This window comes from Rhizobium sp. 9140, from assembly GCF_900067135.1.
Classification (GTDB): Bacteria; Pseudomonadota; Alphaproteobacteria; order Rhizobiales; family Rhizobiaceae; genus Ferranicluibacter.
Window position 1 is genome coordinate 1,575,363 of record NZ_FJUR01000001.1, and the last position, 23,091, is coordinate 1,598,453.

General features: G+C 64.3%; 20 protein-coding genes. 7 read left to right on the forward strand and 13 right to left on the reverse strand.

Annotation, left to right across the window (positions count from 1 at the left end; genetic code table 11):
• Positions 1 to 154 precede the first annotated feature (154 nt).
• Entirely contained in the window at positions 155 to 610 is a 456-nt protein-coding gene (locus GA0004734_RS07305; RefSeq protein WP_092932496.1) for a BA14K family protein, read from the forward strand.
• A gap of 75 nt (positions 611 to 685) precedes the next feature.
• Here GA0004734_RS07305 and GA0004734_RS07310 read toward each other — a convergent pair whose 3' ends face one another.
• Positions 686 to 1,678: a transporter gene (locus tag GA0004734_RS07310; protein ID WP_092932498.1), complete on the reverse strand. Its 993-nt coding sequence runs from the start codon at positions 1,676 to 1,678 to the stop codon at positions 686 to 688.
• A gap of 209 nt (positions 1,679 to 1,887) precedes the next feature.
• Between GA0004734_RS07310 and GA0004734_RS07315 the strand changes: the two genes are divergently transcribed.
• Positions 1,888 to 3,663, forward strand: coding sequence for an acyl-CoA dehydrogenase (locus tag GA0004734_RS07315; RefSeq protein ID WP_092932500.1), 1,776 nt, complete (start codon positions 1,888 to 1,890; stop codon positions 3,661 to 3,663).
• A gap of 9 nt (positions 3,664 to 3,672) precedes the next feature.
• Positions 3,673 to 4,425, forward strand: a complete 753-nt coding sequence (locus GA0004734_RS07320) for a crotonase/enoyl-CoA hydratase family protein (RefSeq protein WP_092932502.1) — start codon at positions 3,673 to 3,675, stop codon at positions 4,423 to 4,425.
• A gap of 1,034 nt (positions 4,426 to 5,459) precedes the next feature.
• Here GA0004734_RS07320 and GA0004734_RS07325 read toward each other — a convergent pair.
• From GA0004734_RS07325 to GA0004734_RS07340, 4 genes are all read right to left on the reverse strand, one after another.
• Positions 5,460 to 6,710, reverse strand: coding sequence for a class I SAM-dependent RNA methyltransferase (locus GA0004734_RS07325; protein WP_092932504.1), 1,251 nt, complete (start codon positions 6,708 to 6,710; stop codon positions 5,460 to 5,462).
• Positions 6,707 to 7,498 (reverse strand): TlyA family RNA methyltransferase, encoded by a 792-nt coding sequence (locus GA0004734_RS07330; protein ID WP_092932506.1) that lies wholly within the window; start codon positions 7,496 to 7,498, stop codon positions 6,707 to 6,709. The genes GA0004734_RS07325 and GA0004734_RS07330 overlap by 4 nt, the downstream gene beginning before the upstream one ends.
• A gap of 97 nt (positions 7,499 to 7,595) precedes the next feature.
• Complete coding sequence (gene dxs, locus GA0004734_RS07335) at positions 7,596 to 9,524, reverse strand: 1-deoxy-D-xylulose-5-phosphate synthase (RefSeq protein WP_092932508.1); 1,929 nt, start codon at positions 9,522 to 9,524, stop codon at positions 7,596 to 7,598.
• 310 nt (positions 9,525 to 9,834) lie between these two features.
• Positions 9,835 to 11,214, reverse strand: coding sequence for an APC family permease (locus GA0004734_RS07340; protein WP_092932510.1), 1,380 nt, complete (start codon positions 11,212 to 11,214; stop codon positions 9,835 to 9,837).
• A gap of 247 nt (positions 11,215 to 11,461) precedes the next feature.
• Between GA0004734_RS07340 and GA0004734_RS07345 the strand changes: the two genes are divergently transcribed.
• Positions 11,462 to 12,628, forward strand: a complete 1,167-nt coding sequence (locus GA0004734_RS07345; protein WP_092932512.1) for a thioesterase domain-containing protein — start codon at positions 11,462 to 11,464, stop codon at positions 12,626 to 12,628.
• A 6-nt stretch (positions 12,629 to 12,634) separates the two neighbouring features.
• On the opposite strand, the gene GA0004734_RS07350 is transcribed toward GA0004734_RS07345, so the two are convergent.
• From GA0004734_RS07350 to GA0004734_RS07370, 5 genes are all read right to left on the reverse strand, one after another.
• A complete protein-coding gene (locus tag GA0004734_RS07350) occupies positions 12,635 to 12,928 on the reverse strand; it encodes an exodeoxyribonuclease VII small subunit (RefSeq protein WP_092936030.1) in 294 nt (97 codons plus the stop codon).
• 5 nt (positions 12,929 to 12,933) lie between these two features.
• Positions 12,934 to 13,863: a histone deacetylase family protein gene (locus tag GA0004734_RS07355; protein ID WP_092932514.1), complete on the reverse strand. Its 930-nt coding sequence runs from the start codon at positions 13,861 to 13,863 to the stop codon at positions 12,934 to 12,936.
• Positions 13,864 to 13,949: 86 nt separating this feature from the next.
• On the reverse strand, positions 13,950 to 14,513 hold the full coding sequence (locus tag GA0004734_RS07360) for a biotin transporter BioY (RefSeq protein ID WP_092932516.1): 564 nt from the start codon (positions 14,511 to 14,513) through the stop codon (positions 13,950 to 13,952).
• 36 nt (positions 14,514 to 14,549) lie between these two features.
• Positions 14,550 to 15,152, reverse strand: coding sequence for an energy-coupling factor transporter transmembrane component T family protein (locus GA0004734_RS07365; protein ID WP_092936032.1), 603 nt, complete (start codon positions 15,150 to 15,152; stop codon positions 14,550 to 14,552).
• Entirely contained in the window at positions 15,149 to 15,829 is a 681-nt protein-coding gene (locus tag GA0004734_RS07370) for an energy-coupling factor ABC transporter ATP-binding protein (RefSeq protein ID WP_092932518.1), read from the reverse strand. Before GA0004734_RS07370 ends, GA0004734_RS07365 begins: the two co-directional genes overlap by 4 nt.
• A 105-nt stretch (positions 15,830 to 15,934) precedes the next feature.
• Here GA0004734_RS07370 and GA0004734_RS07375 point away from each other — a divergent pair, with 105 nt between their 5' ends.
• The 3 genes from GA0004734_RS07375 (at position 15,935) to GA0004734_RS07385 (ending at position 17,883) form a co-directional block, all read left to right on the forward strand.
• On the forward strand, positions 15,935 to 17,125 hold the full coding sequence (locus GA0004734_RS07375; RefSeq protein ID WP_092936034.1) for a winged helix-turn-helix domain-containing protein: 1,191 nt from the start codon (positions 15,935 to 15,937) through the stop codon (positions 17,123 to 17,125).
• Positions 17,126 to 17,224: 99 nt separating this feature from the next.
• Positions 17,225 to 17,515: a nucleotidyltransferase family protein gene (locus tag GA0004734_RS07380; RefSeq protein ID WP_092932520.1), complete on the forward strand. Its 291-nt coding sequence runs from the start codon at positions 17,225 to 17,227 to the stop codon at positions 17,513 to 17,515.
• Entirely contained in the window at positions 17,512 to 17,883 is a 372-nt protein-coding gene (locus GA0004734_RS07385; RefSeq protein ID WP_092932522.1) for a HepT-like ribonuclease domain-containing protein, read from the forward strand. Before GA0004734_RS07380 ends, GA0004734_RS07385 begins: the two co-directional genes overlap by 4 nt.
• A gap of 17 nt (positions 17,884 to 17,900) precedes the next feature.
• On the opposite strand, the gene ribB is transcribed toward GA0004734_RS07385, so the two are convergent.
• The 3 genes from ribB to GA0004734_RS07400 form a co-directional block, all read right to left on the reverse strand.
• Positions 17,901 to 19,001 carry a 3,4-dihydroxy-2-butanone-4-phosphate synthase gene (ribB, locus tag GA0004734_RS07390; RefSeq protein ID WP_092932524.1) on the reverse strand — a complete coding sequence of 367 codons (1,101 nt, stop codon included), beginning with the start codon at positions 18,999 to 19,001 and terminating at the stop codon, positions 17,901 to 17,903.
• A gap of 69 nt (positions 19,002 to 19,070) precedes the next feature.
• Positions 19,071 to 20,168: a chorismate synthase gene (gene aroC, locus GA0004734_RS07395; RefSeq protein WP_092932526.1), complete on the reverse strand. Its 1,098-nt coding sequence runs from the start codon at positions 20,166 to 20,168 to the stop codon at positions 19,071 to 19,073.
• 133 nt (positions 20,169 to 20,301) lie between these two features.
• Positions 20,302 to 23,004: a bifunctional diguanylate cyclase/phosphodiesterase gene (locus tag GA0004734_RS07400; protein WP_092932528.1), complete on the reverse strand. Its 2,703-nt coding sequence runs from the start codon at positions 23,002 to 23,004 to the stop codon at positions 20,302 to 20,304.
• Positions 23,005 to 23,091: the final 87 nt, after the last annotated feature.

Here is a 23,091-nt window from a genome sequence, read left to right on the forward strand (position 1 = left end):
TGCTGCGCTCACAGGGTTAACGCAACGTTAATTTTGGCCGCCGGCACGCGTCATGTGTTCGTCACAGAGGGAACCAATGACGATTCTGCCCGTTGTCAGACCAGTGAATGCCGTGCCCCTCGCGGCCATTCAATAAAAATCCACGGAGGAAACAATGGGTCTCTTCAACGCCAAGCTCCTTTCGGCCGCAGGTCTTTCCGCAGCGCTTTTCGTCACATCGTTCGTGCCCGTCCAGGCCATGGTTCCGATCCCGGTCCAGAAGCCCGTCCAGACGGCAAACGCAGCCGAGCCTGTTCAGTATCGCGATCGCGACCGCGACGATTGGCGCCGTCGCGGCATGCATCGCCGTGGCAATGCTTATTATTACAATGGCCATCGCGGCTATCGCGAACGCCGCCGCGGCTATCGCGAACATAATGGCGTTTGGTTCCCGCTCGCAGCGTTCGCGACCGGTGCCATCATCGGCGGCGCGATCAACAACGACCGCCCGGCTCGCGTCGGTGGCAGCCATGTCGCCTGGTGCCAGAACCGCTACCGCTCCTACCGCGCCTACGACAACACCTACCAGCCCAACAACGGCCCCCGCCGCCAGTGCAATTCGCCGTATTGATCGGTCGGTTTTGCAGGCTTGAATACAAAGAAGGCATCGGTTTCCCGATGCCTTCTTTGCGTTACGGCCTCTGCGTCAAAGAATCCCGATTCGTTTTAGGATCGTCCAGGCGAAGGCCATGGACATCACGATGAAGACCCCGGCGATGAGGGTGCCGTGGATTCCGCCGGCCAGCGGCAGGTCGCTGGTGTTCATGCCGAAGAAGCCGGTAACCAACGTTGGCGGCAGCAGGAAGGCCGTCATCAGCGAGAGGATATAGAGATGGCGGTTGGTCTCGGAGGAGAGCTTGCTGTCGATTTCCTCGTGCAGCAGCCGGGCTCGTTCCTGCAACGCGAAGACGTCGCGGTCCACCGTCTCCAGCCGGTCGGTCAGGCGTTCGGCGACGTCGATGAAGCCTGTGGGAACCTCGTCCTCGTCCGATGCGGCAGCGCGTCTGAGAAGCGCGAGCAAGGTGCGCAGATGCCGGTGTAGACGGACGGCGGTACGGCGCAGCGGCGCCAGCCGCGGCTGGTCGTTGTGGCCCGCCTCGCCATAAACCTCGTCCTCGATGACGTTGAGCTCCTCCGTCAGTTCCAGCACCAGACCGATCAGAGTTCGCTGAAACTCGATGACCATCATCTCGAAAAGGTCGATCGGCCGCAGGCAGCGCGGATTCTTCTCGATCGCCGCCTTCACCCGGTCGATGCTGCGCAGCGGATGAAGCCGCGTCGTCACGATGACCTTGTCGGTCACGACGAAATGCAGCCAGCCGATGGTCTTCGTCATCTGGTCGAAGGTGCGCTCGAAATCAACCAGCGTGCCGTGCACCATGGCTTCGTCGGTCGTGATGGCGGCTTGCGTATCATGGCTCGATAGGGTGGCCAGCGCGTCCGGCGGCAAGTCGCAGATCTTCTGGATCAGCGCCGGCGTGCGCGCGTCGCTCAGCGCGAGATGCAGCCAGAGCCAGCCTTCGCTCTCGGTCAACGTCTCCAATGGCGCATCCGCGGAAATGCGTTCGCCGCGGCCCTGTCCCGGGCGGAAGCGATAGGCCCAGACGAGGCCGGGAATTTCGGGCGAAACGAGGTTCATGACAGAATGTCCGGCAGTCGGAGTCGTGCTGTATCGACGTTCTATGACAGTTTCGTTGCAAGGCAAGCGAAGCCTTGCGAGCCGGCCGGGAGATCGGGAACATGAGGGATCAATCGCGCATCTCCCAGTTGACGTTTACGTAAAAATCAATAATTTGACCCGCGGCGCAGGAGAAGACGGGTGGGCGCCGGCAAAGGCAGGAGAACCTTATGTACACATCCCCTGTGGACGACATTCTGTTCACGCTCAATCATATCGCAGGTCTCGAAGGCGACGTGTCCGTCGATGCGGATATCGTGGAGGCTGTGATCTCCGAGGCGGGCCGTTTCTGCGACGCGACGATCGCGCCGGCCGCCGCGCGGGGGGACAAGGAGGGCTCGAAGCTCGCCAATGGCGAGGTCCGCTCGCCGACCGGCTGGCCGGAGATCTATCGTGCCTGGGCTGCTGCCGGCTGGAATGGGCTCGCCGCGCCAATGGAAGCGGGCGGGCAGGGCCTGCCACACCGCCTGCAGATCGCCGCCATGGAAATCTGGAACGGCGGCTCGATGGCCTTTGCTCTGGCGCCGATGCTGACGGCCGGTGCCGCCGAAGCGCTTGCCGCACATGGTTCCGACGCGCTCAAGGCCCGCTTCCTGCAGAAGATGGTCTCCGGCGAATGGACCGGCACGATGAACCTGACCGAACCGCATGCCGGCTCGGATCTGGGGACGCTGCGCACCCGTGCGGAACGCCGCGACGACGGCACCTACCGGATTTTCGGCCAGAAGATCTACATCACCTGGGGCGAACACGACTTCACGGACAATATCGTCCATCTCGTTCTCGCCCGCCTGGCCGATGCGCCCGAGGGAACGCGCGGCATCTCCCTGTTCCTCGTGCCCAAGTTCATCGTCAATGAGGACGAGACGCTTGGCGCGCGCAACGATCTCTTCTGTCACTCGATCGAGGAGAAACTGGGCATTCATGCCTCGCCGACCTGCACCATGATCTATGGCGACGGCCGCTTCGGCGAGGAGGCAGGCGCTGTCGGTTATCTGATCGGGGAGGAAAATCGCGGGCTTGCCTGCATGTTCACCATGATGAACAACGCCCGCCTCGCGGTCGGCGCCCAGGGCGTCGCCATGGCGGAAGCCGCCACGCAGGGCGCGCTTGCCTATGCGCGGGAGCGCCGTCAGGGCAAGGCCCCCGGTGCGGATTTGGGTGCCGCCACGGCCAGCCCGATCATCGATCATCCCGATATCGCCCGCACGCTTCTGACCATGAAGGCGCTGACGCAAGGGTCGCGGGCCATCACCTATCTCTGCGCGGAGGCGGTCGATCGCGCCCACGAGGCTGAAGGCGACGAGAAGCGTCATTGGCAGGATCGTGCAGCGCTTCTGACTCCGATCGCAAAATCCTTCCCGACGGATGTCGGCGTCGAGGTTGCCTCGCTCGGCATTCAGGTCCAAGGCGGCATGGGCTTCGTGGAGGAAACGGGCGCCGCCCGCCTGCTGCGGGATGCGCGCATCGCACCGATCTATGAAGGCACGAACGGCATCCAGGCGATCGACCTCGTGACCCGCAAGCTGCCGCTCGGCGATGGCGCCCATGTGCGCGGACTGATCGACGAGCTCTCGGCGATGGCGAAGACCGTGACCGCAGTCGAAGGAGACAAGGGCGCCTGGGGCGAAACCGCCGCGCGTCTCAACAAAGCCATCGGCGAACTGATCACGGCGACCGACTGGCTCCAGTCCGAACTGGCGGGCGGACGCCTTTCGGCAGCCCTTGCCGGCGCCACGGCCTACCAGCGTCTCTTCGGCCTCGTCCTCTCCGGCGTGCTTCTCGCCAAGGGTGCGGCGGTCGTGGTGGACGATGGCCGTCAGCCGCAGCGCGTCGCTCTTGCGCGCTTCTTCGCCGAGAACCTGCTCGGCGAAACGGCAGCCCTTGCCGACGCCATCCTCCACGGCGCCGACAGCCTTGAGGCTGCGCGCATCGCGCTCAACTGAGGCCCTGATATGACCGACGAGACGATCCTCATCGAAAAGCCGGACACTGCCATCCGCGTCATCCGGATGAACCGCCCGGAAAAGAAGAACGCCATTACCCGCGCCATGTATGTGGCGATGACGGAAGCACTCGCAGCGGCCGAGACGGAAGACGACGTTCGCGTCATCGTCTTCCTCGGTACGCCCGGCTGCTTTTCCGCCGGCAACGACATGGCCGACTTCGCCCAGATGGCGATGAGCGAAACCCTGGGAACGGAGGTCCTTGGCTTTCTCCATGCGCTCGCGACGGCCACCAAGCCGCTCGTCTCCGGCGTCGATGGCTTGGCGATCGGCATCGGCACAACGCTGAACCTGCATTGCGATCTCACCGTCATCTCCACCCGCACCCAGTTGCGAACCCCGTTCGTGGATCTCGCGCTGGTGCCGGAGGCCGCCTCCAGCCTCATCGTCCCCCGCATCATCGGCCAGCAGCGCGCCTTCGCGCTGCTGGCCGCGGGTCTGCCGATCGCTGCCGAAGACGCCGTCGCCGTCGGGCTCGTCTGGAAAGTCGTCGCACCCGAGGCGCTGGAGGAGGAAACGCTCGCCGCTGCCGCCATGCTCGCAGCCAAGCCGCCACAAGCGTTGCGCATCGCCCGGCATCTCCTGCGCGGCGACACCACGGAAACCCTGGCCCGCATCGACCTCGAAGCGGACCATTTCGCCGCCCGCCTCAAAAGCACCGAAGCTCAAGCCGCCTTTATGGCCTTCCTCTCCAAGCGCTGACGGAAATCGATATGTCCAGCGACATCTTGCGGTGAAAAACCGTCGGATGTATATTAGCGGAGTGGCAGCCGAAGCTCGAACTCCGGCTGCCTTTCGCTCAGACTTGGAATGTTACCCGCACGCGCATTCGCCAGCCCGTGCGGGTTTTCCATATCTCAAGCGTGATGCTCACGGGTAGATACCCCATTTGCCTCACTCCTGTTCGACAGCAAAGCCTATGCCAAGGTCGGGGAGGCTTATCGTCCCCGACGCGCTGGCTGGCGCAGCGCTTTCTGCTTCAGCTGCGAACGGCCAAGCGTAGCAGAACGAAATTCTTTATATAAGATACTTCTTTTATATCCTCGGAGCGGGCGACAGGGTCGTTCGACGTGTCTTGCACGCGACAGACAACGCTGTATATTAGCGGAGTGGCAGCCGAAGCGTGAACTCCGACTGCCTTTCGCTCAGACTAGGAATATGACTCGCACCTGGACTTGCCAGCCGGTGCGGGTTTTCCTTATCTCAAGCGTGATGCTCACGGGTAGGTACCCCATTCGCTTCACTCCTGTTCGACAGCAAAGCCCATGCCGAGGTCGGGGAGGCTCATCGTCCCCGACGCGCTGGCTGGCGCAGCGCTTTCTGCTTCAGCTGCGAACGGCCAAGCGTAGCAGAACGAAACTTTGTATATAAGATATTTATTTTATATCGTCGGAGCCGCCGGCGAGGTGTTTCGATGCGTCTTGCACCTGATAGACAACGCTGTATATTAGCGGAGTGACAGCCGGAGCTGTAACTCCGACTGTCGTTTCGCTTAGATGAAGAAATGGACCCGCACGCGCATTCGCCAGCCCGTGCGGGTTTTTCTTATCTCAAGCGTGATGCTCACGGGTAGATACCCCATTCGCTTCACTCCTGTTCGACAGCAAAGCCTATGCCGAGGTCGGGGAGGCTTATCGTCCCCGACGCGCTGGCTGGGGCAGCGCTTTCTGCTTCAGCTGCGAACGGCCAAGCGTAGCACGAACATTCTCGTAATATTAGAAAAATACGATGTACCGTTACCGCGTCAGCGTGGCCACGGCTTCCACGTGGGACGACCAGAGAAACTGATCGACGGGGGTGATTTTCGTCACGCGGTAGCCGCCCTCTATCAGGATCGAGAGATCGCGTGCGAGCGTCTGCGGATTGCAGGATACGGCGACCACGGTTTTCACCGTCGAGCGCGCCAGCTCGCGACACTGCGCTTCCGCGCCGGCGCGGGGCGGGTCGAAGACGACGGCGTCGTAGACCTTTAGTTCAGACGTCATCATCGGCCGGCGGAACAGGTCGCGCTTTTCGATGCTGACCGGCTTCAGGCCTTGCGTGTTGCGGGCGGCGAGATCGAGCGCTTTCAGCGCCTTCTCCTCGCTTTCCACCGCATGGACGCGGCCCTTGCGGGCCATGCGCAGAGCGAAGGTACCTGTGCCGGCGAAAAGATCGGCGACCCGCTTGGCCTTGCCGAGATGCGCCATGACGAGTTCCGCCATCGCGGCCTCCGCAACGGCACTCGCCTGCGCAAAGCCGCCGGGCGGCGGCGAGACCGCGATGCCGTCGAAGGTGATGAGAGGCTTCAGCGGCTCCACGATCGTCTCGCCATTGACGGCCAGCCGCGCGATGCCACGCAGTTTCAGCACGGCCTCGATCGCCTGTTGCCGGTGCCGGTCCGACAAGGCCTTGATGCCCTCGGCCGCCAGATCGAGCCCGGTCGTCGTCTCCAGCACCGTGATGCGGAACGGCTCGGCATTGACGGCGAGCGCCGCGGCGATGATGCGGATGGCTGCGAGCCGCGACACGATGCCGGGGCTCGCGAGGGGACATTCCGTTATCGAAACGATGTGATGGCTTTCGGCCTGATTGTAGCCGAGCAGCAACTCTTTTTCGGTGCGCCGCGCGGTGAAGACCGTGCGCCGGCGCTCGCCGGGGCGGGCGATGACGAGCGGCGCCACCTCTGTCTCGATGCCGCGTGAGCGCAGGGCGTCGATCACGATCTGTCGCTTGAATTGATGATAGAGATCATCGCCGGCATGTTGCAGCGTGCAGCCGCCGCAGGTGCCGTTCACGCCTTCCGGTCCGAAATGCCGGCAGACAGGTGCGACACGGTCGGGCGAGGGTGCGAGCAGCGACATCACCGTGCCCTGCTGCTTGTTGACGGCCAGCGTCACCCGTTCGCCGGGAAGCGTGAAGGGTACGAAGACAGGGCCGGCTTCGGAAGAGACGATGCCGTCTCCCTGCAGGCCGAGCCGTTCGACTGTCGCGGTTTCCGCGCTCATGCGTCGTCCTCGTCCGTTCCGGCGTCGTCGTCCAGAGGCTTGCGGCCGGCCAGCAGAAACTCCTCGTTGCCGTCTCCGCCGGCAATGGGCGAGGGGACGAGGCCGAGGCTTTCCCAGCCCATCTCCTCGACCAGCCAGCGCTCCAGCTCCGCCGCCACGTCGGGTGCGGTCGAGGGATCCTTGAGCAGACCCGCCTTGCTGACGAAATCGCGGCCGGCCTCAAACTGCGGCTTCACGAGGAGAATGCAGATCGCGCCGGGTACGGCGAGGTCGAGCGCCGGGGGCAGGGCAAGCTTCAGCGAGATGAAGGACACGTCGGAGACGACCATGCCGATCTCGCGCTCTTCCAGATGTTCCTCGTCGAGCACGCGCGCATTCAGCCCTTCGATATTGGTGACGCGCGGATCGGCTTCGAGGCGCGAGTGGAACTGTCCGTGTCCGACATCGACCGAAATGACGTGTGCCGCACCCGCATGCAGCAGCACTTCGGTGAAGCCGCCGGTGGAGGCGCCGATGTCGAGGCAGTCCAGCCCTTCCGGCGAAAGCCCGAAATGGTCGAGACCGGCTTTCAGCTTCAGCGCGGCGCGCGAGACATAGGCCTGGACCGGATCGTCGATCTCGATCGTGACATCCTCGGGAAAGGTGGAGCTCGGCTTGGTGACGACACGGCCGTTGACCCGCACGGTTCCGCGCTGCACGGCGTCGCGTGCGCGCGACCGGCTGGCGACGAGCCCGAGGTTGAGAACGAGCTGGTCGAGGCGGACAGTGGTTTTCGGTTCGTTTGACATGGCGCATGTCATGGCGTGTCAAGGCGCGGCTGACAAGCCTTTTGCGTCATATCGAGCAGATCTCGGCGCCACAGCGCCCCATCACAGGCGCCCGAGGTTAACCCGCAGCGTCGCGGCCGACGCGCTTCTGCCCGAGAGCCCGGAAGACGGTGGAGACGATGCCGGCGCGGTCGAGGCCGGCCTGGGCATACATGGCGTCCTGCTTGCTCTGTTCCATCCAGATATCCGGCAGCACCATCGGGCGCACCTTCAGCCCCGAATCCATCAGGCCCTCCAGCGCCAGGAATTGCAGCACATGGCTGCCGAAGCCGCCGATGGCGCCTTCCTCGATGGTGATCAGCACCTCGTGCTCGCGGGCAAGCCGGCGGATGAGGTCGTGATCCAGAGGCTTGGCAAAGCGCGCATCGGCAACCGTCGTGGAAAGCCCCGAGGCATCGAGGTCCTCGGCGGCCAGCAGACAATCCGCCAGTCGCGTGCCGAAGGAAAGGAGGGCGACCTTGGTGCCTTCCTTGACGATGCGGCCCCGGCCGATCTGGAGGATCTCGCCACGAACCGGCATGTCGATGCCCACACCTTCGCCACGCGGATAGCGGAAAGAAATCGGACCCTCGTCATAGGCGGCGGCCGTGCGCACCATGTGCTTCAGCTCGGCCTCGTCGGCCGCGGCCATCACCACGAAGCCGGGCAGGGCGGCAAGGTAGGTCGTATCGAACGACCCTGCATGCGTCGGACCATCCGCACCGACGAAACCGGCCCGGTCGATGGGAAAGCGCACAGGCAGGCCCTGGATCGCCACGTCATGGACGACCTGATCGTAGCCGCGCTGCAGGAAGGTGGAGTAGAGCGCCGCGAACGGCTTCAGCCCCTCCGTCGCCAATCCCGCCGCAAAGGTCACGGCATGCTGCTCGGCGATGCCGACGTCGAAGATGCGGGTCGGATGCGCCAGCGCGAATTTGTCGAGCCCGGTGCCGTTCGGCATGGCGGCGGTCACTGCGACGATCCGCTCGTCCTCGTTGGCCTCCTGCACCAGCGCCTCGGCGAAGACGGCCGTGTAGGATGGCGCATTCGGCTTGGCCTTGGCCTGCGCCCCGGTGATGACGTCGAAGGTGTTGACGCCGTGATATTTGTCGGCGGCGGCTTCCGCGGGCGCGTAGCCCTTGCCCTTCTGCGTGACGACGTGGATCAGCACGGGACCATGTGCATTGTCGCGCACATTGCGCAGCACCGGCAGCAGGTGTTCGAAGGAATGCCCGTCGATAGGCCCGATATGGTAGAAACCCATCTCCTCGAACAGCGTGCCGCCGGTGACGTAGCCGCGCGCATGCTCCACCGCGCGGGTGATGGCGCGGTCGATCGACTTGCCGAGATAGGCTGTCAGCTTCTTGCCGAGTTCGCGGAAGCCCATATAGGTCCGCCCGGAGGCAAGCCGCGCCAGATAGGCGCTCATGGCGCCGGTCGGCGGCGCGATGGACATGTCGTTGTCGTTGAGGATCACGATCAGCCGGGCATCGAGCGCGCCGGCATTGTTCAGAGCCTCGTAGGCCATGCCGGCCGACATCGCCCCGTCGCCGATGACGGAAATGACGTTGCGCTTGACGCCCTGCAACTCGGACGCGACGGCCATGCCGAGGCCGGCCGAGATGGAGGTGGAGGAGTGGGCGGCGCCGAACGGGTCGTATTCGCTTTCCGCCCGGCGGGTGAAGCCGGAGAGGCCGTTTTCCTGGCGCAGGGTGCGGATGCGGTCGCGGCGGCCGGTCAGGATCTTGTGCGGATAGCACTGGTGGCCGACATCGAAAATCAGCCGGTCGTGCGGCGTGTCGAATACCTTGTGGATCGCGATGGTCAGCTCGACCACGCCGAGACCCGCCCCAAGGTGGCCGCCCGTGCGCGACACGGCGTCGATCATCTCGGCGCGCAGTTCTCCGGCAAGCTGCATCAGGTCCTTGTCGTCGATCGCCTTCAAGTCCCGGGGCAGGTTGACCTTGTCCAGAAGCGGCGTCGACGGCGGGGAGTTCGGTTGGGTCACGCTGTCCTCATACCCGCGGTCGTTGATGGGCCGCGATAGAAATCATTCGCAAAATGGCGTCATAATCGCAATTCGTGGGAATTGCAAAAGCCCGTCGCCGCAACATCCGCACGAGGTCGCTTTGGCTGGAAGACGCTTCCGGGGCAGAGCGGACCTGCAAGGTCGCTCCGCTCCCGAATCTGCGGCAAAGGGCGACGATCAGGATACCGGAACCCCTGTCTTCGTCCTACAACAATGTTCGGCCCCGAAAGTTCAGCCCCCAAAGTTCAGGCCCCCGAAGTTCGGAACCGCACGTCCGGTGCCGGATGCCTCATGCGCGCGCGGCGGTCGTGCGGCGCATGAGGGTGACGGTGGCAAGCCAGAGCACCACGCCGATGGCGAGAAGCACGCCGGCGATCAGATACTGGACCGGCTCCCGGCCGGTCCACGGCCCGGCGAGGAAGGTGCAGGTCAGCGCGCCGAGCACCGGGAAAACGGTGGGGATGCGGAAATGCCTGTGCGCCACCGTGTCCTTGCGCAGCACCAGCACGGCGATGTTGACGATGGCAAAGACGCAGAGCAGCAGCAGTGCCGTCGTGCCTCCAAGTTGGGGAACGCCGCCCGCAAAGATCAGCAGGCCGACGGCCAGCAGCGTGGTAAAGCCGATGGCGATGTAAGGCGTCTGCCGCCCGTGATGCACGCGGCCAAGAATGGCGGGAATGACATCCTCGCGCGCCATGCCGTAGAGCAGGCGGCTTGCCATCATCATGTTGATCAGCGCGGAGTTGGCAACCGCGAGCATGGTGATGACGCCGAAGATGCTGATCGGGAAACCGGGCGCGCCGGCTTGCACGACCTTCAGGAGCGGGGTCTCGCCTTCGCTCAGTTCGCCGGCCGGCACGAGCGTGATGGCGGCGATGGAGACGAGCACATAGATGACGCCGGTGATGAGCAGGCCGGTCAGGAGAACTTTTGGAAAGATCCGGCTGGGGTCCTTGCACTCCTCCGCCATATTGACCGAATCCTCGAAGCCGACCATGGCGAAGAAGGCGAGCGTGGTGGCCGCGATGACGGACCAGAACACGCCGCTGTCACCGGCCGGCGTAAACGTCGTGACGCGCGACACGTCGCCCTGACCGTGAAGGATCGCCCAGAAGCCGATGCCGATGATGATGAGAAGGCCCGTCAGCTCGATCATCGTCAGCCCGACATTGAGCTTCACGCTCTCCCCGACGCCGCGAAAGTTGATGGCGGCGACGAGCGCGAGAAACAGGACAGCGATCAGCACCACCATGCCATTGCCGACATCGAGCCCGAGTGCTGCCGTGAAATTGGCGGAAAACGCCCGCGCCGCCGTGGAGGCCGAGGTGATGCCCGACGACATCACCGCGAAGGCGACGATGAAGGTGAGGAAATGCACGCCGAAGGCCTTGTGCGTATAAAGTGCCGCGCCGGCCGCCTTCGGATATTTCGTGACGAGTTCGAGATAGCTGAAGGCGGTCAGCAGGGCGACCGCGAAGGCGATGAGGAAGGGAAGCCAGACGATGCCGCCGACCTTGGCCGCGACCTGTCCGGTCAGCGCATAGATGCCGGTGCCAAGAATATCGCCGATGATGAAGAGCAGCAGCAGCCCCGGCCCCATCACGCGCTTCAGTTCGGGTTGCGTCCCATGCGTTTCCTGTGCCGTCATCGAAATACCCCCTTCTCCCATGGATCATCTTCCAGATGACATAGCTCGGCGCAGGGGGAATGAAAGATGCATTCCGCGAGACGATGCCAGGATTGGAATGCGTCCCGCGGTTGTAAAGGGCATGCAGTCGCCGTGTCAAAAGCGGACAGGCGATACGCCCTGCGCTTCAAGGCTCTGGTAAGTCTTTTCATATATATGCTCGGGGACCAAGACGACAGGCGCGGGAAGGCTGGCTGGAGTTCGGGAATTCGAACATGGAACCAACGTGATGCTTGCAACACTGACAGGCCTGTGCCAGCAAACGATGCGCATCCCCATTGCCGCCGATGACGATCTGGTGGCCCAGGGCCTGAACGCGAACAGGGCTCTGGCCCTCATCAAGCTCTTCTGGGTGAGGACCGGGATCGAACTCGACGTCAACATCTTCTACATCCACCGCACGCCCCGTGCGATCGTCGAGGCTGTCGAGCAGGGAAAACTTCATTCCCAGATCCTGCCCGCCGACAAGATCCTGCCCTTGCGCGATGGCAACCTAACCCGCCCGCTCTTCCTGTTTGCCGGCGGCGTCAACTGTTTTCTGGAAACGCAGGGCCTCCTCGATGCGATGACGTTCGACGGCGTGATCTACGGCATTACGCTGACGGACTTCGGCCGTCCCGCCGACAATCCGCCCAAGGTCGAAGACGAGGTCGAACTCTCCTACCGCGCCATGAAGGACATCCAGCCGCAAGGTCCCTATCGTCTTGCCGGCTATTCCTTCGGCGGCGTGCTGGCGCTGGAGCTTGCGCGCCGGGCAAGGGCGGAAGGCGACATGATCGAGGTGCTGTTGCTGCTCGATCCCCCGCAGAACGATCACAGCTGGCCGCTCGGTCTCTGGGCCGGATTGATGCGCAGGATCGTCGCGCGCCAGATGAAGTCGGTGCTGGGAAAGTTGACGGGCCGCGCGGCAAACCGCGGAAAGCCTTCGGCAGAGCGGACCTGCGATGCCGGCGTCGAGGCGCTGCGCGAGGGGCGTGCGGCATCGGCCTTCCGCCACAGCCCGCCGCGCCGGGGCCACCAGTTCTTCTTCCGCTTTCGCAACCCGCGCCTCGCGGGGTACCCGCTGTGCGCGCCGCAATGGGCGGGAGGTTACGTGCCCGCCTACGATGCCCGGGCCCGCCAGCTATTGCAGATGAAGGGACTCTACCGGCCGCGCGTCTATGATGGGCCGCTCGTGTTCTTCGGCTCGAAATCCGGCTCGCCGATCGATTGCGATGCCACGCTCATCTGGAAAGCGTACCTCCCGAGGGCAGATTGGATCTCCGCCTCCGGCAATCACCTCAGCATGATCGTTGCCCGGAACGGCCGCAGGCTCGCAGTCAAGATAGATCTACTCTTGCAGGCAGGGCCGGCCTCGGTGCGCGAACCGTCGTCCTCGGAAAGCGTCGCCGCCTGACCAGCCTCAGTTGCCGTCCAGCGGTTCCACGCCCTGCGGCTTGCCGGCGCGGTCGAGGCGGATCTTCTCGATGCGGTTTTCGGCCGCGTTAAGCAGAGCCTCGCAATGCTTCTTCAGCGCCTCGCCACGCTCGTAGAACTCGATCGAGCGGTCAAGGGCGACATCGCCGCGCTCCAGCGCCGAGACGATCGATTCCAGTTCCTCGACGGCCCGCTCGAAGGACAGAGAGGCGACATCGGCCGGGGCGGTGGGGTTTGCCGGGCCAGCGGCTGGTGATTGTGTGCGTGTCTCGTTTGCCATGGCGGTCATCCCTTCATCAGGCGCTGAATATGAAGGCCTGCCGATTCTGCGAGCCCCACGAGGTCATAGCCGCCTTCGAGCAGGCTGACGATCCGGTTGCTGGCATGTTTGCCCGCCACGTCGAGCAGCCGGCCCGTCGCCCAGTCGAAATCGTCGCCGACGAGGTTGATCTGCGCCAGCGGATCGCGGTGATGGGCATCGAACCCGGCCGAGATGATGATGAGATCCGGCTGGAAACGCTCGAGCGCCGGCAGCACGCGCGACTTGAACGCCTCGCGAAAATGCTCGCTGCCCGTATCGGGAGACAGCGGCGCGTTGACGATGGTGTTGTGGGTGCCGGTCTCGTCCTTGGCGCCGGTGCCGGGATAAAGCGGCATCTGGTGCGTCGAACAGAAGAGGACGGAGGCATCGTCATAGAAGATGTCCTGCGTGCCGTTGCCGTGGTGCACGTCCCAATCGACGATCGCCACCCGCTCGGCCCCGTGTACGCGCTGGGCATGCCGCGCGGCGATGGCGGCATTGTTGAAGAAGCAGAAGCCCATGGCCTTCATCTTCTCGGCATGGTGCCCGGGCGGACGGGAGGCGACGAAGACATTGTCGGCCTTGCCGGTGAAAACCGCGTCCACCGCCGCTACCGCGCCGCCGATACCGGTCAGCGCCGCTTGCAGGCTGGCGGGGCTTGCATGGGTGTCCGCCTCGAAGCTGTTGATGCCCTCTTCGGGGATCACCGACATGACGGCGCGCAGGTGCTCTTCCGGATGGGCGAGCAGCACCAGATCCTCGTTGCCCTGCGGCGCCTGAAGGCGAACGAGATCGGAAAACCGCTCGTGCTCCAGCGCCAGATTGAGCGCCCGCAGTCGGTCGGGCCGTTCCGGGTGCCCCTCGGGCACCTGATGCTCGAGGAAGATGGGGTTTTCGTAGAGAATGGTTGTCATGGGCGCCAAGCTAGAGCGGGAGGCGGGCCGGGTCCAGCACCTTGCCGGCTTTTCCCCGCCCGTTCCCCCTTCACGCTTGGTTTCGGTCAGGCCCGCTGTGGCAGCAGGGGATAGCCGACGAGCACGGCACGCGCCGCAAGTGCTGCGATGCCGGCCTTGATCAGGTCGCCCGGCAGGAAGGCGACGTTTGCCGAGAGAGCGGCCACGAAGCCCATGCCCGTATTGATGGCAAGCCAGATCGTGCCCATGAGATAGACGACGCCGATGCCGCCGATGATCGAGGCGAGGAAGAAGCCGGCGATCTGGCGTGCGCCGCCTTGGGTTTCGCGAACGATCCGTTCGGCGATGAGGCCGGTGACGAAGGTGCCCAGAACCCAGCCCGCGATGTAACCGCCGGTCGGGCCGGCAAGGACGGCGAGCCCGCCGCGGCCGCCCGACAGGACCGGCAGGCCGACGGCCACCATGAGAATGAGGAGGAGATAGGCGAGCGCGCCGCGCTTGGCACCGATGATGCAGCCGGCCAGCATGACGCCCATCGACTGCGCGGTGATCGGCACCGGCACGAAGGCAAGCGTGATCGGCGGGATGATGCCGAGGACGATGATGATGGCGGTAAACAGGGCGGTCAGAACCAGGTCGCGCGTCGACATTCGCCTCTCCTTTCACGAGTTGCTGATGAAGCCGGATTAGTGACGCCGCAGGCCGCGTGCGTCAATGGCCATGGCAATCATGTCGGCATCTTTCAGCGTGAGGATGATCAGCGGCGCCAGCATTTTCAGCGGGCGCACGGGCAGGCCCCGTGCCGCATGGGCTTCCCGCAGGCTCGCGTAGCGCGTCGCGATCTCCGGCACGAAGCGCAGCACCAGCCCCAGCGCCAGCCCGATATCGGCGGCATTCACGAGGCCGAGCCGCTCGAACGGCATCATGAGCCGGGTGATCTCCTCCATGAAGTCGCCGACCTCCGTCGTGGCCGTCACCGTGGCGGCGAGAAGGATGAGCGTGGCGAACCGGAAGAGGACGACGAGGCCGTGAACCGGTGTCTCGAAGAAAGCCGTCGCCCCCGCCACCAGCCCGATGGAGACCAGTGGCCACGCAAGCCGCGACACGGCATCGGAAAACGAGACGCCCACCGTGACAAAGACGAGCGCCGAAAGCAGAACCGCACCGCCAAGAACGAGCGGATCGACCGTCAGAAAGAGCACGAGGCTGGCGGCGAACAGGACCGCGAGCTTGGTGCGCACGGACAGCCGGTGCAGCAGCGTCGTGCCCTCGATATGCAGGCTCTTCAGCACAGCGCCACTGCCTCATAGGCCTTCACGACATCCTCCGCCGCACCGTCGGCGATCAGGCGGCCCTCGTGAAACAGCAGCACGCGCTCGAAGCTCTCGATCAGCGAAAGATCATGGCTGACGACGAGGGCCGCCTCGTCCAAGCCCGCCAGCGTGTCGATCACCCGCTTCCGGTTCTTGAGGTCCAGCTGGTTGGTCGGCTCGTCGAGGATGAGGATGTCGGGCTCGGTCACCAGCACGCTCGCCATGGCGACCAGCTGCGTCTCGCCACCCGACAGCGCATGCACGCGCCGCCGCGCCAGATGATCGATACCGAAACGCATGAGGATGGCCTCGACCCGCGCGGCGACCTCCGCCTTGTCGACGCCGCGGCTCTTCAGGCCAAGCGCGATATCGTCGGCGACGATCGGCAGGATCAGCTGGTTCTGCGGGTTCTGGAAGATGAAGCCGACGGTGCCGAGAACCGCCGGCCCATCCGCGACCGTATCGAGCCCGTTTACCGTGACGCGGCCCTGGCTCGGCTTGACGAGGCCGTTGATGGCGCGCGCAAAGGTCGTCTTGCCCGACCCGTTGAGCCCGATCACACCGATTCGCCGCTCGGTCAGAACCACGTCGAGCGGATGCAGCGCGACCGTCTCGCCATAACGAATGCTGCAATCGGCAAAGCGGATCTCCAATCCCGTCTCCTCGGATGTCGCAGTGGATCGCCGGTTCATAGGCGATGCCGGGCAAAAGGCAAAGCGGGAGTTGATTCTTCGCCAGAACAAAGCATGATCAAAAGCATGACGATTCTCGTATCCAACCGCGATGCCCGCCGCATCTTCCTCAACGTCCAGGGGCTGGCATCGCCGCCCAACCGGGCGCTGACCAGGGCCGGTCTGCTCGATCTCGTCACGAAGATCGGCTTCGTGCAGGTGGACAGCATCTCCACGGTGGAGCGCGCCCACCACATGATCCTCCACGCCCGCAACCAGACCTACCGGCCGGAGCATCTGACCGCCCTTCTGGAGACGGATGGCGCGCTGTTCGAACATTGGACGCATGATGCGTCGATCATCCCCAGCGCGTTCTTCGTCTACTGGAAGCACCGCTTCGCCCGCGAGAGCGAGACGCTGGTGGAGCGCTGGCGGAAATGGCGGGAGGCGGGGTTCGAGGATGTCTTCGACGACACGCTGAAGCAGATCACCGAGACCGGCCGGGTGCTGGCACGCGATTTCAAGTACGAGGACCGCTCCTCCGGCGGCTGGTGGAACTGGCATCCGTCAAAGACCGCGCTCGAATATCTCTGGCGCACCGGCAGGCTTGCGATTGCCGGCCGGGACAGCTTTCAGAAGATCTACGATCTGACCGAGCGCGTGATACCGGAGAGGTACCGGGCAGCGGAGGTGGACCGGGAGACCTTCATCGACTGGTGCTGCCGCGCCGCTCTTGAGCGTCTCGGCTTTGCCACCCACGGCGAACTCGCCGCCTTTTTCGCGCTGATCTCGCCGGAGGACGCACGCCGGTGGGTGCTGGCCCATGCGGACGAGCTGCAATCGGTGGTGATCGCGCCCGCCGACGGCAGCCGGCCGCGCGCCGCCCACGCGCTCGCCGGCTTTCCCGAAACGCTCGGCGCGCTGGAAGACCCACCGGCGCGCCTGCGCGTCCTCAGCCCGTTCGATCCGCTCCTGCGGGATCGCGCCCGCACCGAGCGCCTGTTCGGCTTCAATTACCGCATCGAGATCTTCGTGCCGGAGCCGAAGCGCCAATATGGCTACTACGTCTTCCCGCTTCTCGAAGGCGACCGTCTCGTCGGCCGCATCGATATGAAGGCCCACCGCAAGACGGGCGTGCTGGAGGTCAAGCGCCTCTGGTGGGAACCCGGCATCCGCCCCTCCGCCGGCCGCGACGCGCGCCTTGAAGCCGAACTCGCCCGCATCGCCCGCTTTGCCGGTGTCGAGCAGGTGGTGTGGCTGGAAGGGGCGAGGGGATAGGAGATTTACATCAGCGGCATCTGTTGTACGATATCGAGGCGCGCCTATGATGGGCTCGAGACGAGAATACAGGCCGAGGATATGGCCCGAGGATCGAAGATGAAGCCGTCCGCCGCCGTTGAGAAACACCGCGAAGCCATTCACGCACTGGTGCGCCGTTTTCGTCTGTCGAATCCTCGACTTGTCGGTGCTGCCGCCGGACGCGCGGACATAGAAAGCGATGAAATCGAATTTCTGGTCGATGATCGTCCGGGCACGACGCTTCTTGATCTCGGTGGCCTTCAGATCGAGCTGGAGGACCTTTTCGGTGTGGAAGTGCATGTGCTGACGCCGGGAGGACTACCGAAAAAGCAACGCGCAAAGGTTTTGAACGAAGCTCTACCTGTATGAAGGATACAAGTCTGGTTGAGCATCTCCTGCTGGTGCAGGAAATGGCGCATGATGCTGAGGACTTTTGTGAAAATCTCGATCGGGCGCAATTTCTGGCGGATAGGAAAACACAGCAGGCCTGCATTCTCAATCTGCTCATCATGGGAGAATGCTCGGCCCGGATACTGAAAGAACAGCCCGTCTTCGCCGACTTGTCCCCGCATATTCCCCATCGAAACATGAAGGGGATGCGAAACCATATCGCGCATGGTTTCTCCACACTGGATCTTGAGACGATCTGGGCAACGCTCGATCAGTTCCTACCGAATGTGATCGCAGTTCTCCCTGCTGCGATCGAGGCAGCCATCAGATACGAAAACGATCTCTGAAGCCCTCTCTGTATGGACTACAAAATCACCGTCTCCGAAATCTCGATCCCGAACCCTTCCAGCCCGACATAGTGCCGTTCGCGGGTCGAGAGGAGCTTGATCGAGGAGATGCCGAGGTCTTTCAGGATCTGGGCACCGAGGCCGATTTCGAGCCATTCGCTGTCGCGGGCCTGGGCCTCGCTGTGGCCTTCGCGATCCTGCATGGCCTTGCGCGCGGTCTGCGAGGCCCCGACGCCGACCGAGCCTTCGCGCAGATAGACGACGACGCCGCGGCCGTAATCGGAGATGCGCTGGAGGATGCGGTCGAGCTGGCCCTCCTTGCCGAACACGTCAGCGCCGACATTTTCCAGATGCAGCCGCACCGGGATATCGACGCCGTCGCGGATGTCGCCGAAGACGACGGCGAGATGCTGCATCGGGTCCCAGGGCAGGGAGAAGGCGTGGCCCTTGGCCCTGCCGAACGGCGTCTCGATGTCGAAGACATCGCCCCGGTCGATCAGCGTTTCCTTGCGCTGGCGATAGGCGATAAGGTCGGCAACGGAGAGCTGCTTGAGGCCATGGGCTTCGGCGAAAGCCGCGACCTCCGGCCCGCGCATGACCGTGCCGTTGTCGTTGACGAGTTCGGAAATCACGCCGATCAGCGGCAGGCTGGCGAGCTTGCAGAGATCGACGGCCGCCTCCGTATGGCCGGAGCGCATCAGCACGCCGCCTTCGCGCGACACCAACGGGAAGATATGGCCCGGCCGGACGAAATCGGCGGCGCCCGCATTGGGATTGGCGAGGTTGCGCACGGTCAGCGTCCGGTCGTCGGCGGAAATGCCGGTCGTCGTGCCATGCTTGAAATCGACGCTGACGGTGAAGGCCGTGGTGTGGGCGCTGTCGTTGTCGGCCACCATGGCGTTGAGGTTCAGCCGTTTGGCCTCCTCCTTGGGCATCGGCGCGCAGACGATGCCGGAGGTATGGCGCACAATGAACGCCATCTTTTCGGCTGTGCAGTGAACGGCGGCAACGATCAGGTCGCCCTCGTTTTCCCGGCCGTCATCATCGGTGACGACGACGATTTCGCCGGCCTCGAAGGCCCTGATGGCATCGACGACGCGCTTCTGGTCGAAGGACATGGATGGGATCCTCTCGTTTCGCACGGCCGCTCGGGCCGCAGGGTCTTGTCGGCTGGCCCGACGGCTTTTCTAGTCCAGTCGGCCCGTCTGGCCGCGGTCGCGCAGGTAGTGGTCGGCAATCGCGCAGGCCACCATGGCTTCGCCGATCGGCACGGCGCGGATGCCGACGCAGGGGTCGTGGCGGCCCTTGGTGCGCACGTCCACCTCCTGGCCATCGGCGTCGATGGAGCGGCGCTCGGTCAGGATGGACGAGGTCGGCTTGATGGCGAAACGGGCGACGACGGGCTGTCCGGTCGCAATGCCGCCGAGAATGCCGCCGGCGTGATTGGAAAGGAACACGGGCTTGCCGTCCGGCCCGATCCGCATCTCGTCGGCATTTTCCTCGCCGGTGATGCCGGCGGCCTCAAAGCCGTTGCCGATCTCCACGCCCTTGACCGCATTGATCGACATCAGGTTCGAGGCGATGTCCTGGTCGAGCTTGGCATAGATCGGCGCGCCGATGCCGGCCGGCACACCTTCCGCCACCACTTCAATGATGGCGCCGACCGAGGAGCCGGCCTTGCGAATGCCGTCGAGATACGCTTCCCAGACGGGAACGATGGCCGGGTCCGGCGCGAAGAACGGGTTGTTGCCCACTTCCGACCAGTCCCAGTTCGCCCGGTCGATTCTGTGCTGGCCGATCTGCACGAGTGCCGCGCGCACGGTCAGGCCCGGCACCACGCGCCGCGCCAGTCCGCCGGCGGCCACCCTTGCGGCCGTCTCGCGGGCGGAGGAGCGCCCGCCGCCGCGATAGTCGCGAATGCCGTATTTCAGGTCGTAGGTGTAGTCGGCGTGGCCCGGGCGGTAGCGCCGGGCGATCTCGCCATAGTCCTTGGAACGCTGGTCGGTGTTCTCGATCAGCATGGAGATCGGCGTGCCCGTGGTGATCAGCGTCTCGCCGTCCGCATCCGGCATCACGCCCGAGAGCACCCGCACCAGATCGTCCTCGCGCCGCTGGGTGACGAAGCGCGACTGGCCGGGCTTGCGCTTGTCCATCCACGCCTGAAGTTCGGCCAGGGTGAAGCGAATGCCGGGAGGGCAGCCATCCACAACGCAACCGAGCGCCGTGCCGTGGCTTTCGCCCCATGTGGTGACACGGAAAAGATGACCGAACGTATTATGCGACATGCTGCGGCAACCATTGTCTGCTGCGGGCGGCCTCCACTGGCAGCGCCCGTTCTCTGGCGGACACTCTTACTGCATAAGTGGCAAGGCGGAAACGCTTTGCGCAGAAAAACAGGGGATGCCGGCGAGAGACGGGTTACGAGGCGAGCTGCCACTTTCCCGCCGAGAGTTCCGCCAGCCGGTCGGCCGGCAGCGGCTTGGAGAAGGCATAGCCCTGCAGAATATCGCAGCCGAGGACGGCGAGCATTTCGGCATGCGCCAGCGTCTCCACGCCTTCGGCCACCGTCCCGATGCCCAGCGACCGGCCGATCTCGATGATCGCCCGCACCAGCGCCTGTTCGCGGGGCGCGTGGGTGATGGGGGAGACCAGCTGCCGGTCGATCTTCAGCCGCTTCGGCTTGATCTTCAATAGGCTGACGATGGAGGTATGGCCGGTGCCGAAATCGTCGAGCTCGATATCGATGCCGAGCGCGACGATGCCGGCGATGTTGCCGGTGATGATCTCGTCGTCGCCATCCAGAAAAATCGCCTCCACGAGTTCGAAGCAGAGCTGCCCCGGCGCGAAGGCGAGGCCTGCGAGCGAGGTGAGCAGCGTCTCGTCCCGCAGCCGCCGCGCCGAAACGTTGACAGAGATTCTGGGAATGGAGATGCCGGCGGCCGTCCACTGCATGAGGTCGATCAGCGCGCGCTCCATCACGATCTGGTCGAGCGTGGCCACGACGTTCAGGTCCTCGGCGATCGACAGGAACCGGTCGGGCGTCAGCACGCCGTCGCGCGGGTGGTTCCAGCGGATCAGCGCCTCGACCCCGCAGAGCTGCAGCGTTTCCGCGTCGAACTGCGGCTGATACCAGGCCGTGAATTCGCCGCGCTCGATGCCTTCGAGGATTTCGTCGGCAATGCGCTTGCTGTTGACGATCTCGGACTGGAGCGCCTCGCTGAAGAACTCGTAGCGATTACGGCCCTTCTCCTTGGCGCGATAGAGCGCGATATCGGCATTGACCAGCAGCCGGCCGAGATCGGCGTCCGCACCGCGGCCGACGGCAATGCCGACGCTGACGCCGAAGCGACAGGAAAAGCCCAGGTAATCAACGGGCTGGCGCATCCGGGTGATGATCCTGTCGGAGAGCGCTTCCAGCTGTCCGGGAACGGGGTTCGGCACGAGAACGACGAATTCGTCGCCACCGATCCGCGCGACCAGATCGTCCGGCCCGGCCTCCGTCTTCAGCACCTGCGAGGCGTGCACCAGCATGGCATCACCTGCGGCATGGCCGAGCGTGTCGTTGATCTGCTTGAAACGGTCGAGGTCGAGATGCAGCAGAGCCACGTCGGTGGCACGCTCGGCATCCCGATCCAGAAGGGCGGCGAGCGCGGCGTCGAGCATGCGCCGGTTGCCGAGCCCGGTCAGCGGGTCGTGAAGCGCGTTGTGCTCGATCCGGTCCTTGGCTGCGGCCAGTTCCGCCGTCTGCGCCTCGGCAAAGGCCTTGGCCTCCATCATCGCGTTCGTCAGGCGCACGTCCTCGGTAATGTCCCAGCTGAGGCCGGTCACCGTCTTGCGGCGGTCGGCTCCCATGTTGACCGAGCCGATGTGGCGGATATGCCGCGTGCCCGTCGGCAGGACGACGCGGTAGTCCGTCAGGTACGGCTCGAGAAACATCACCGTATTGTTCAGCACCTCTTCCGCGTGCGGCAGGTCGTCGGGATGGATGTTCGTCTTCCAGGATATCTGTCCCGGTGCGCCGTTGCGCGGCGCAAGGCCGTGAAGGCTGTACATCCGGTCGTCCCAGGTGCGCAGCCGCGTCTCCAGGTCGATCTCCCACACCCCGAAGCTGGAACATTCGAGCGCCAGATTGAGCCGCTGCGACATGGCCAGGAACTCCTGATTGCGGCGGTCGAGTGCGGTGATGGCGCGCCGGCGTTCGCCGATCAGCCCGAATGTCAGGACGATCGGCACGATCACGATCATGGCGCAGACCATGATCGTCAGCCCGATCTGTTGCTGGTTGTCGGGCCGCTGGTCGAAGCCGCCGACGGGCACGCCGGCAAGCTGCCATGCGCCTCCGGGCAGGAACACATCCTGCAGCACCGCGCCGGCCTGAAACGTCGCATTCGTGCCGAAGAAGGCATCGCCGATATTGGCGGGATCGGAAATGTCGCGAATGCCGAGCGTGACCGGCGTGTTCCTGCCGGCGGCCACCGCGGCGCGTCCGGCTCCGGTCGTCAGATTGGCGCCCAGGTAGACGGCGCGTTCGTCGATCACCGCCTCGACGAAGCCCCAGAGAGCAGGCACGCCGCCGGTGCTGTAGAAAACCGGCGTGTAGACGTCGAAACCGGTGGAGCCATCGGGAAGCACGAGCAGGCTTCCGATGGCGGCGCGGCCATGGGCCTGCGCGCGCTGCGATGCGGTGCGTTGGGAGTAGAACCTGTCGAGGCGCATGCCCGCCATCCGGGCGTGCTCCATGGATGGCATGACCCGGGAAATGACACCGTGGGGCGCGAGGCTGATCCGGCGGATGCCGGGATTGCGCTCCATGATTTTCGTGGCGAGCGCGGCGAACCGGGAGGAGGAGATGTTCCCGTCGAGGGTGATATCGTTCGCAAGGCCGGAAAGGGCGACGGTATGGCTGTCGATGTTCGCCTGGATCTGCGCCTTGGCAAGGCGCAGCGTGCTCTGAACGTCTCTTCGCAGCGCTTCCCGAAAGTTCGTGCTGTTCTGTGCCTGATAGAAATGCCCGACGGTGAGCAGGATCAGCGTCGCCATGAGCGATGGGATGATGGAGGAACGGGCGAAGCGCACGAAGATCGACGTCCTGGCGCGAACAGCGTCCCCAATTCCCGCCATGTGACATATCCCTGTGAATGCGCCGAAATATCAACTCGCTCAAGGGTAGTGTGATAACATTAAGAACGTCTTATAATCATTAAGGTC

Bases quoted from the DNA above. Each gene is read 5' to 3' on its own strand.
- GA0004734_RS07340 (WP_092932510.1), bottom strand. From the start codon at position 11,214: ATGGGAGAAGGGGGTATTTCGATGACGGCACAGGAAACGCATGGGACG.
- GA0004734_RS07385 (WP_092932522.1), top strand. From the start codon at position 17,512: ATGAAGGATACAAGTCTGGTTGAGCATCTCCTGCTGGTGCAGGAAATG.
- GA0004734_RS07305 (WP_092932496.1), top strand. From the start codon at position 155: ATGGGTCTCTTCAACGCCAAGCTCCTTTCGGCCGCAGGTCTTTCCGCA.
- GA0004734_RS07360 (WP_092932516.1), bottom strand. From the start codon at position 14,513: ATGTCGACGCGCGACCTGGTTCTGACCGCCCTGTTTACCGCCATCATC.
- GA0004734_RS07310 (WP_092932498.1), bottom strand. From the start codon at position 1,678: ATGAACCTCGTTTCGCCCGAAATTCCCGGCCTCGTCTGGGCCTATCGC.
- ribB (WP_092932524.1), bottom strand. From the start codon at position 19,001: ATGTCCTTCGACCAGAAGCGCGTCGTCGATGCCATCAGGGCCTTCGAG.
- GA0004734_RS07380 (WP_092932520.1), top strand. From the start codon at position 17,225: ATGAAGCCGTCCGCCGCCGTTGAGAAACACCGCGAAGCCATTCACGCA.
- GA0004734_RS07325 (WP_092932504.1), bottom strand. From the start codon at position 6,710: ATGAGCGCGGAAACCGCGACAGTCGAACGGCTCGGCCTGCAGGGAGAC.
- GA0004734_RS07355 (WP_092932514.1), bottom strand. From the start codon at position 13,863: ATGACAACCATTCTCTACGAAAACCCCATCTTCCTCGAGCATCAGGTG.
- GA0004734_RS07315 (WP_092932500.1), top strand. From the start codon at position 1,888: ATGTACACATCCCCTGTGGACGACATTCTGTTCACGCTCAATCATATC.
- GA0004734_RS07350 (WP_092936030.1), bottom strand. From the start codon at position 12,928: ATGGCAAACGAGACACGCACACAATCACCAGCCGCTGGCCCGGCAAAC.
- GA0004734_RS07375 (WP_092936034.1), top strand. From the start codon at position 15,935: ATGACGATTCTCGTATCCAACCGCGATGCCCGCCGCATCTTCCTCAAC.
- aroC (WP_092932526.1), bottom strand. From the start codon at position 20,168: ATGTCGCATAATACGTTCGGTCATCTTTTCCGTGTCACCACATGGGGC.
- GA0004734_RS07345 (WP_092932512.1), top strand. From the start codon at position 11,462: ATGCTTGCAACACTGACAGGCCTGTGCCAGCAAACGATGCGCATCCCC.
- GA0004734_RS07320 (WP_092932502.1), top strand. From the start codon at position 3,673: ATGACCGACGAGACGATCCTCATCGAAAAGCCGGACACTGCCATCCGC.
- GA0004734_RS07330 (WP_092932506.1), bottom strand. From the start codon at position 7,498: ATGTCAAACGAACCGAAAACCACTGTCCGCCTCGACCAGCTCGTTCTC.
- GA0004734_RS07400 (WP_092932528.1), bottom strand. From the start codon at position 23,004: ATGGCGGGAATTGGGGACGCTGTTCGCGCCAGGACGTCGATCTTCGTG.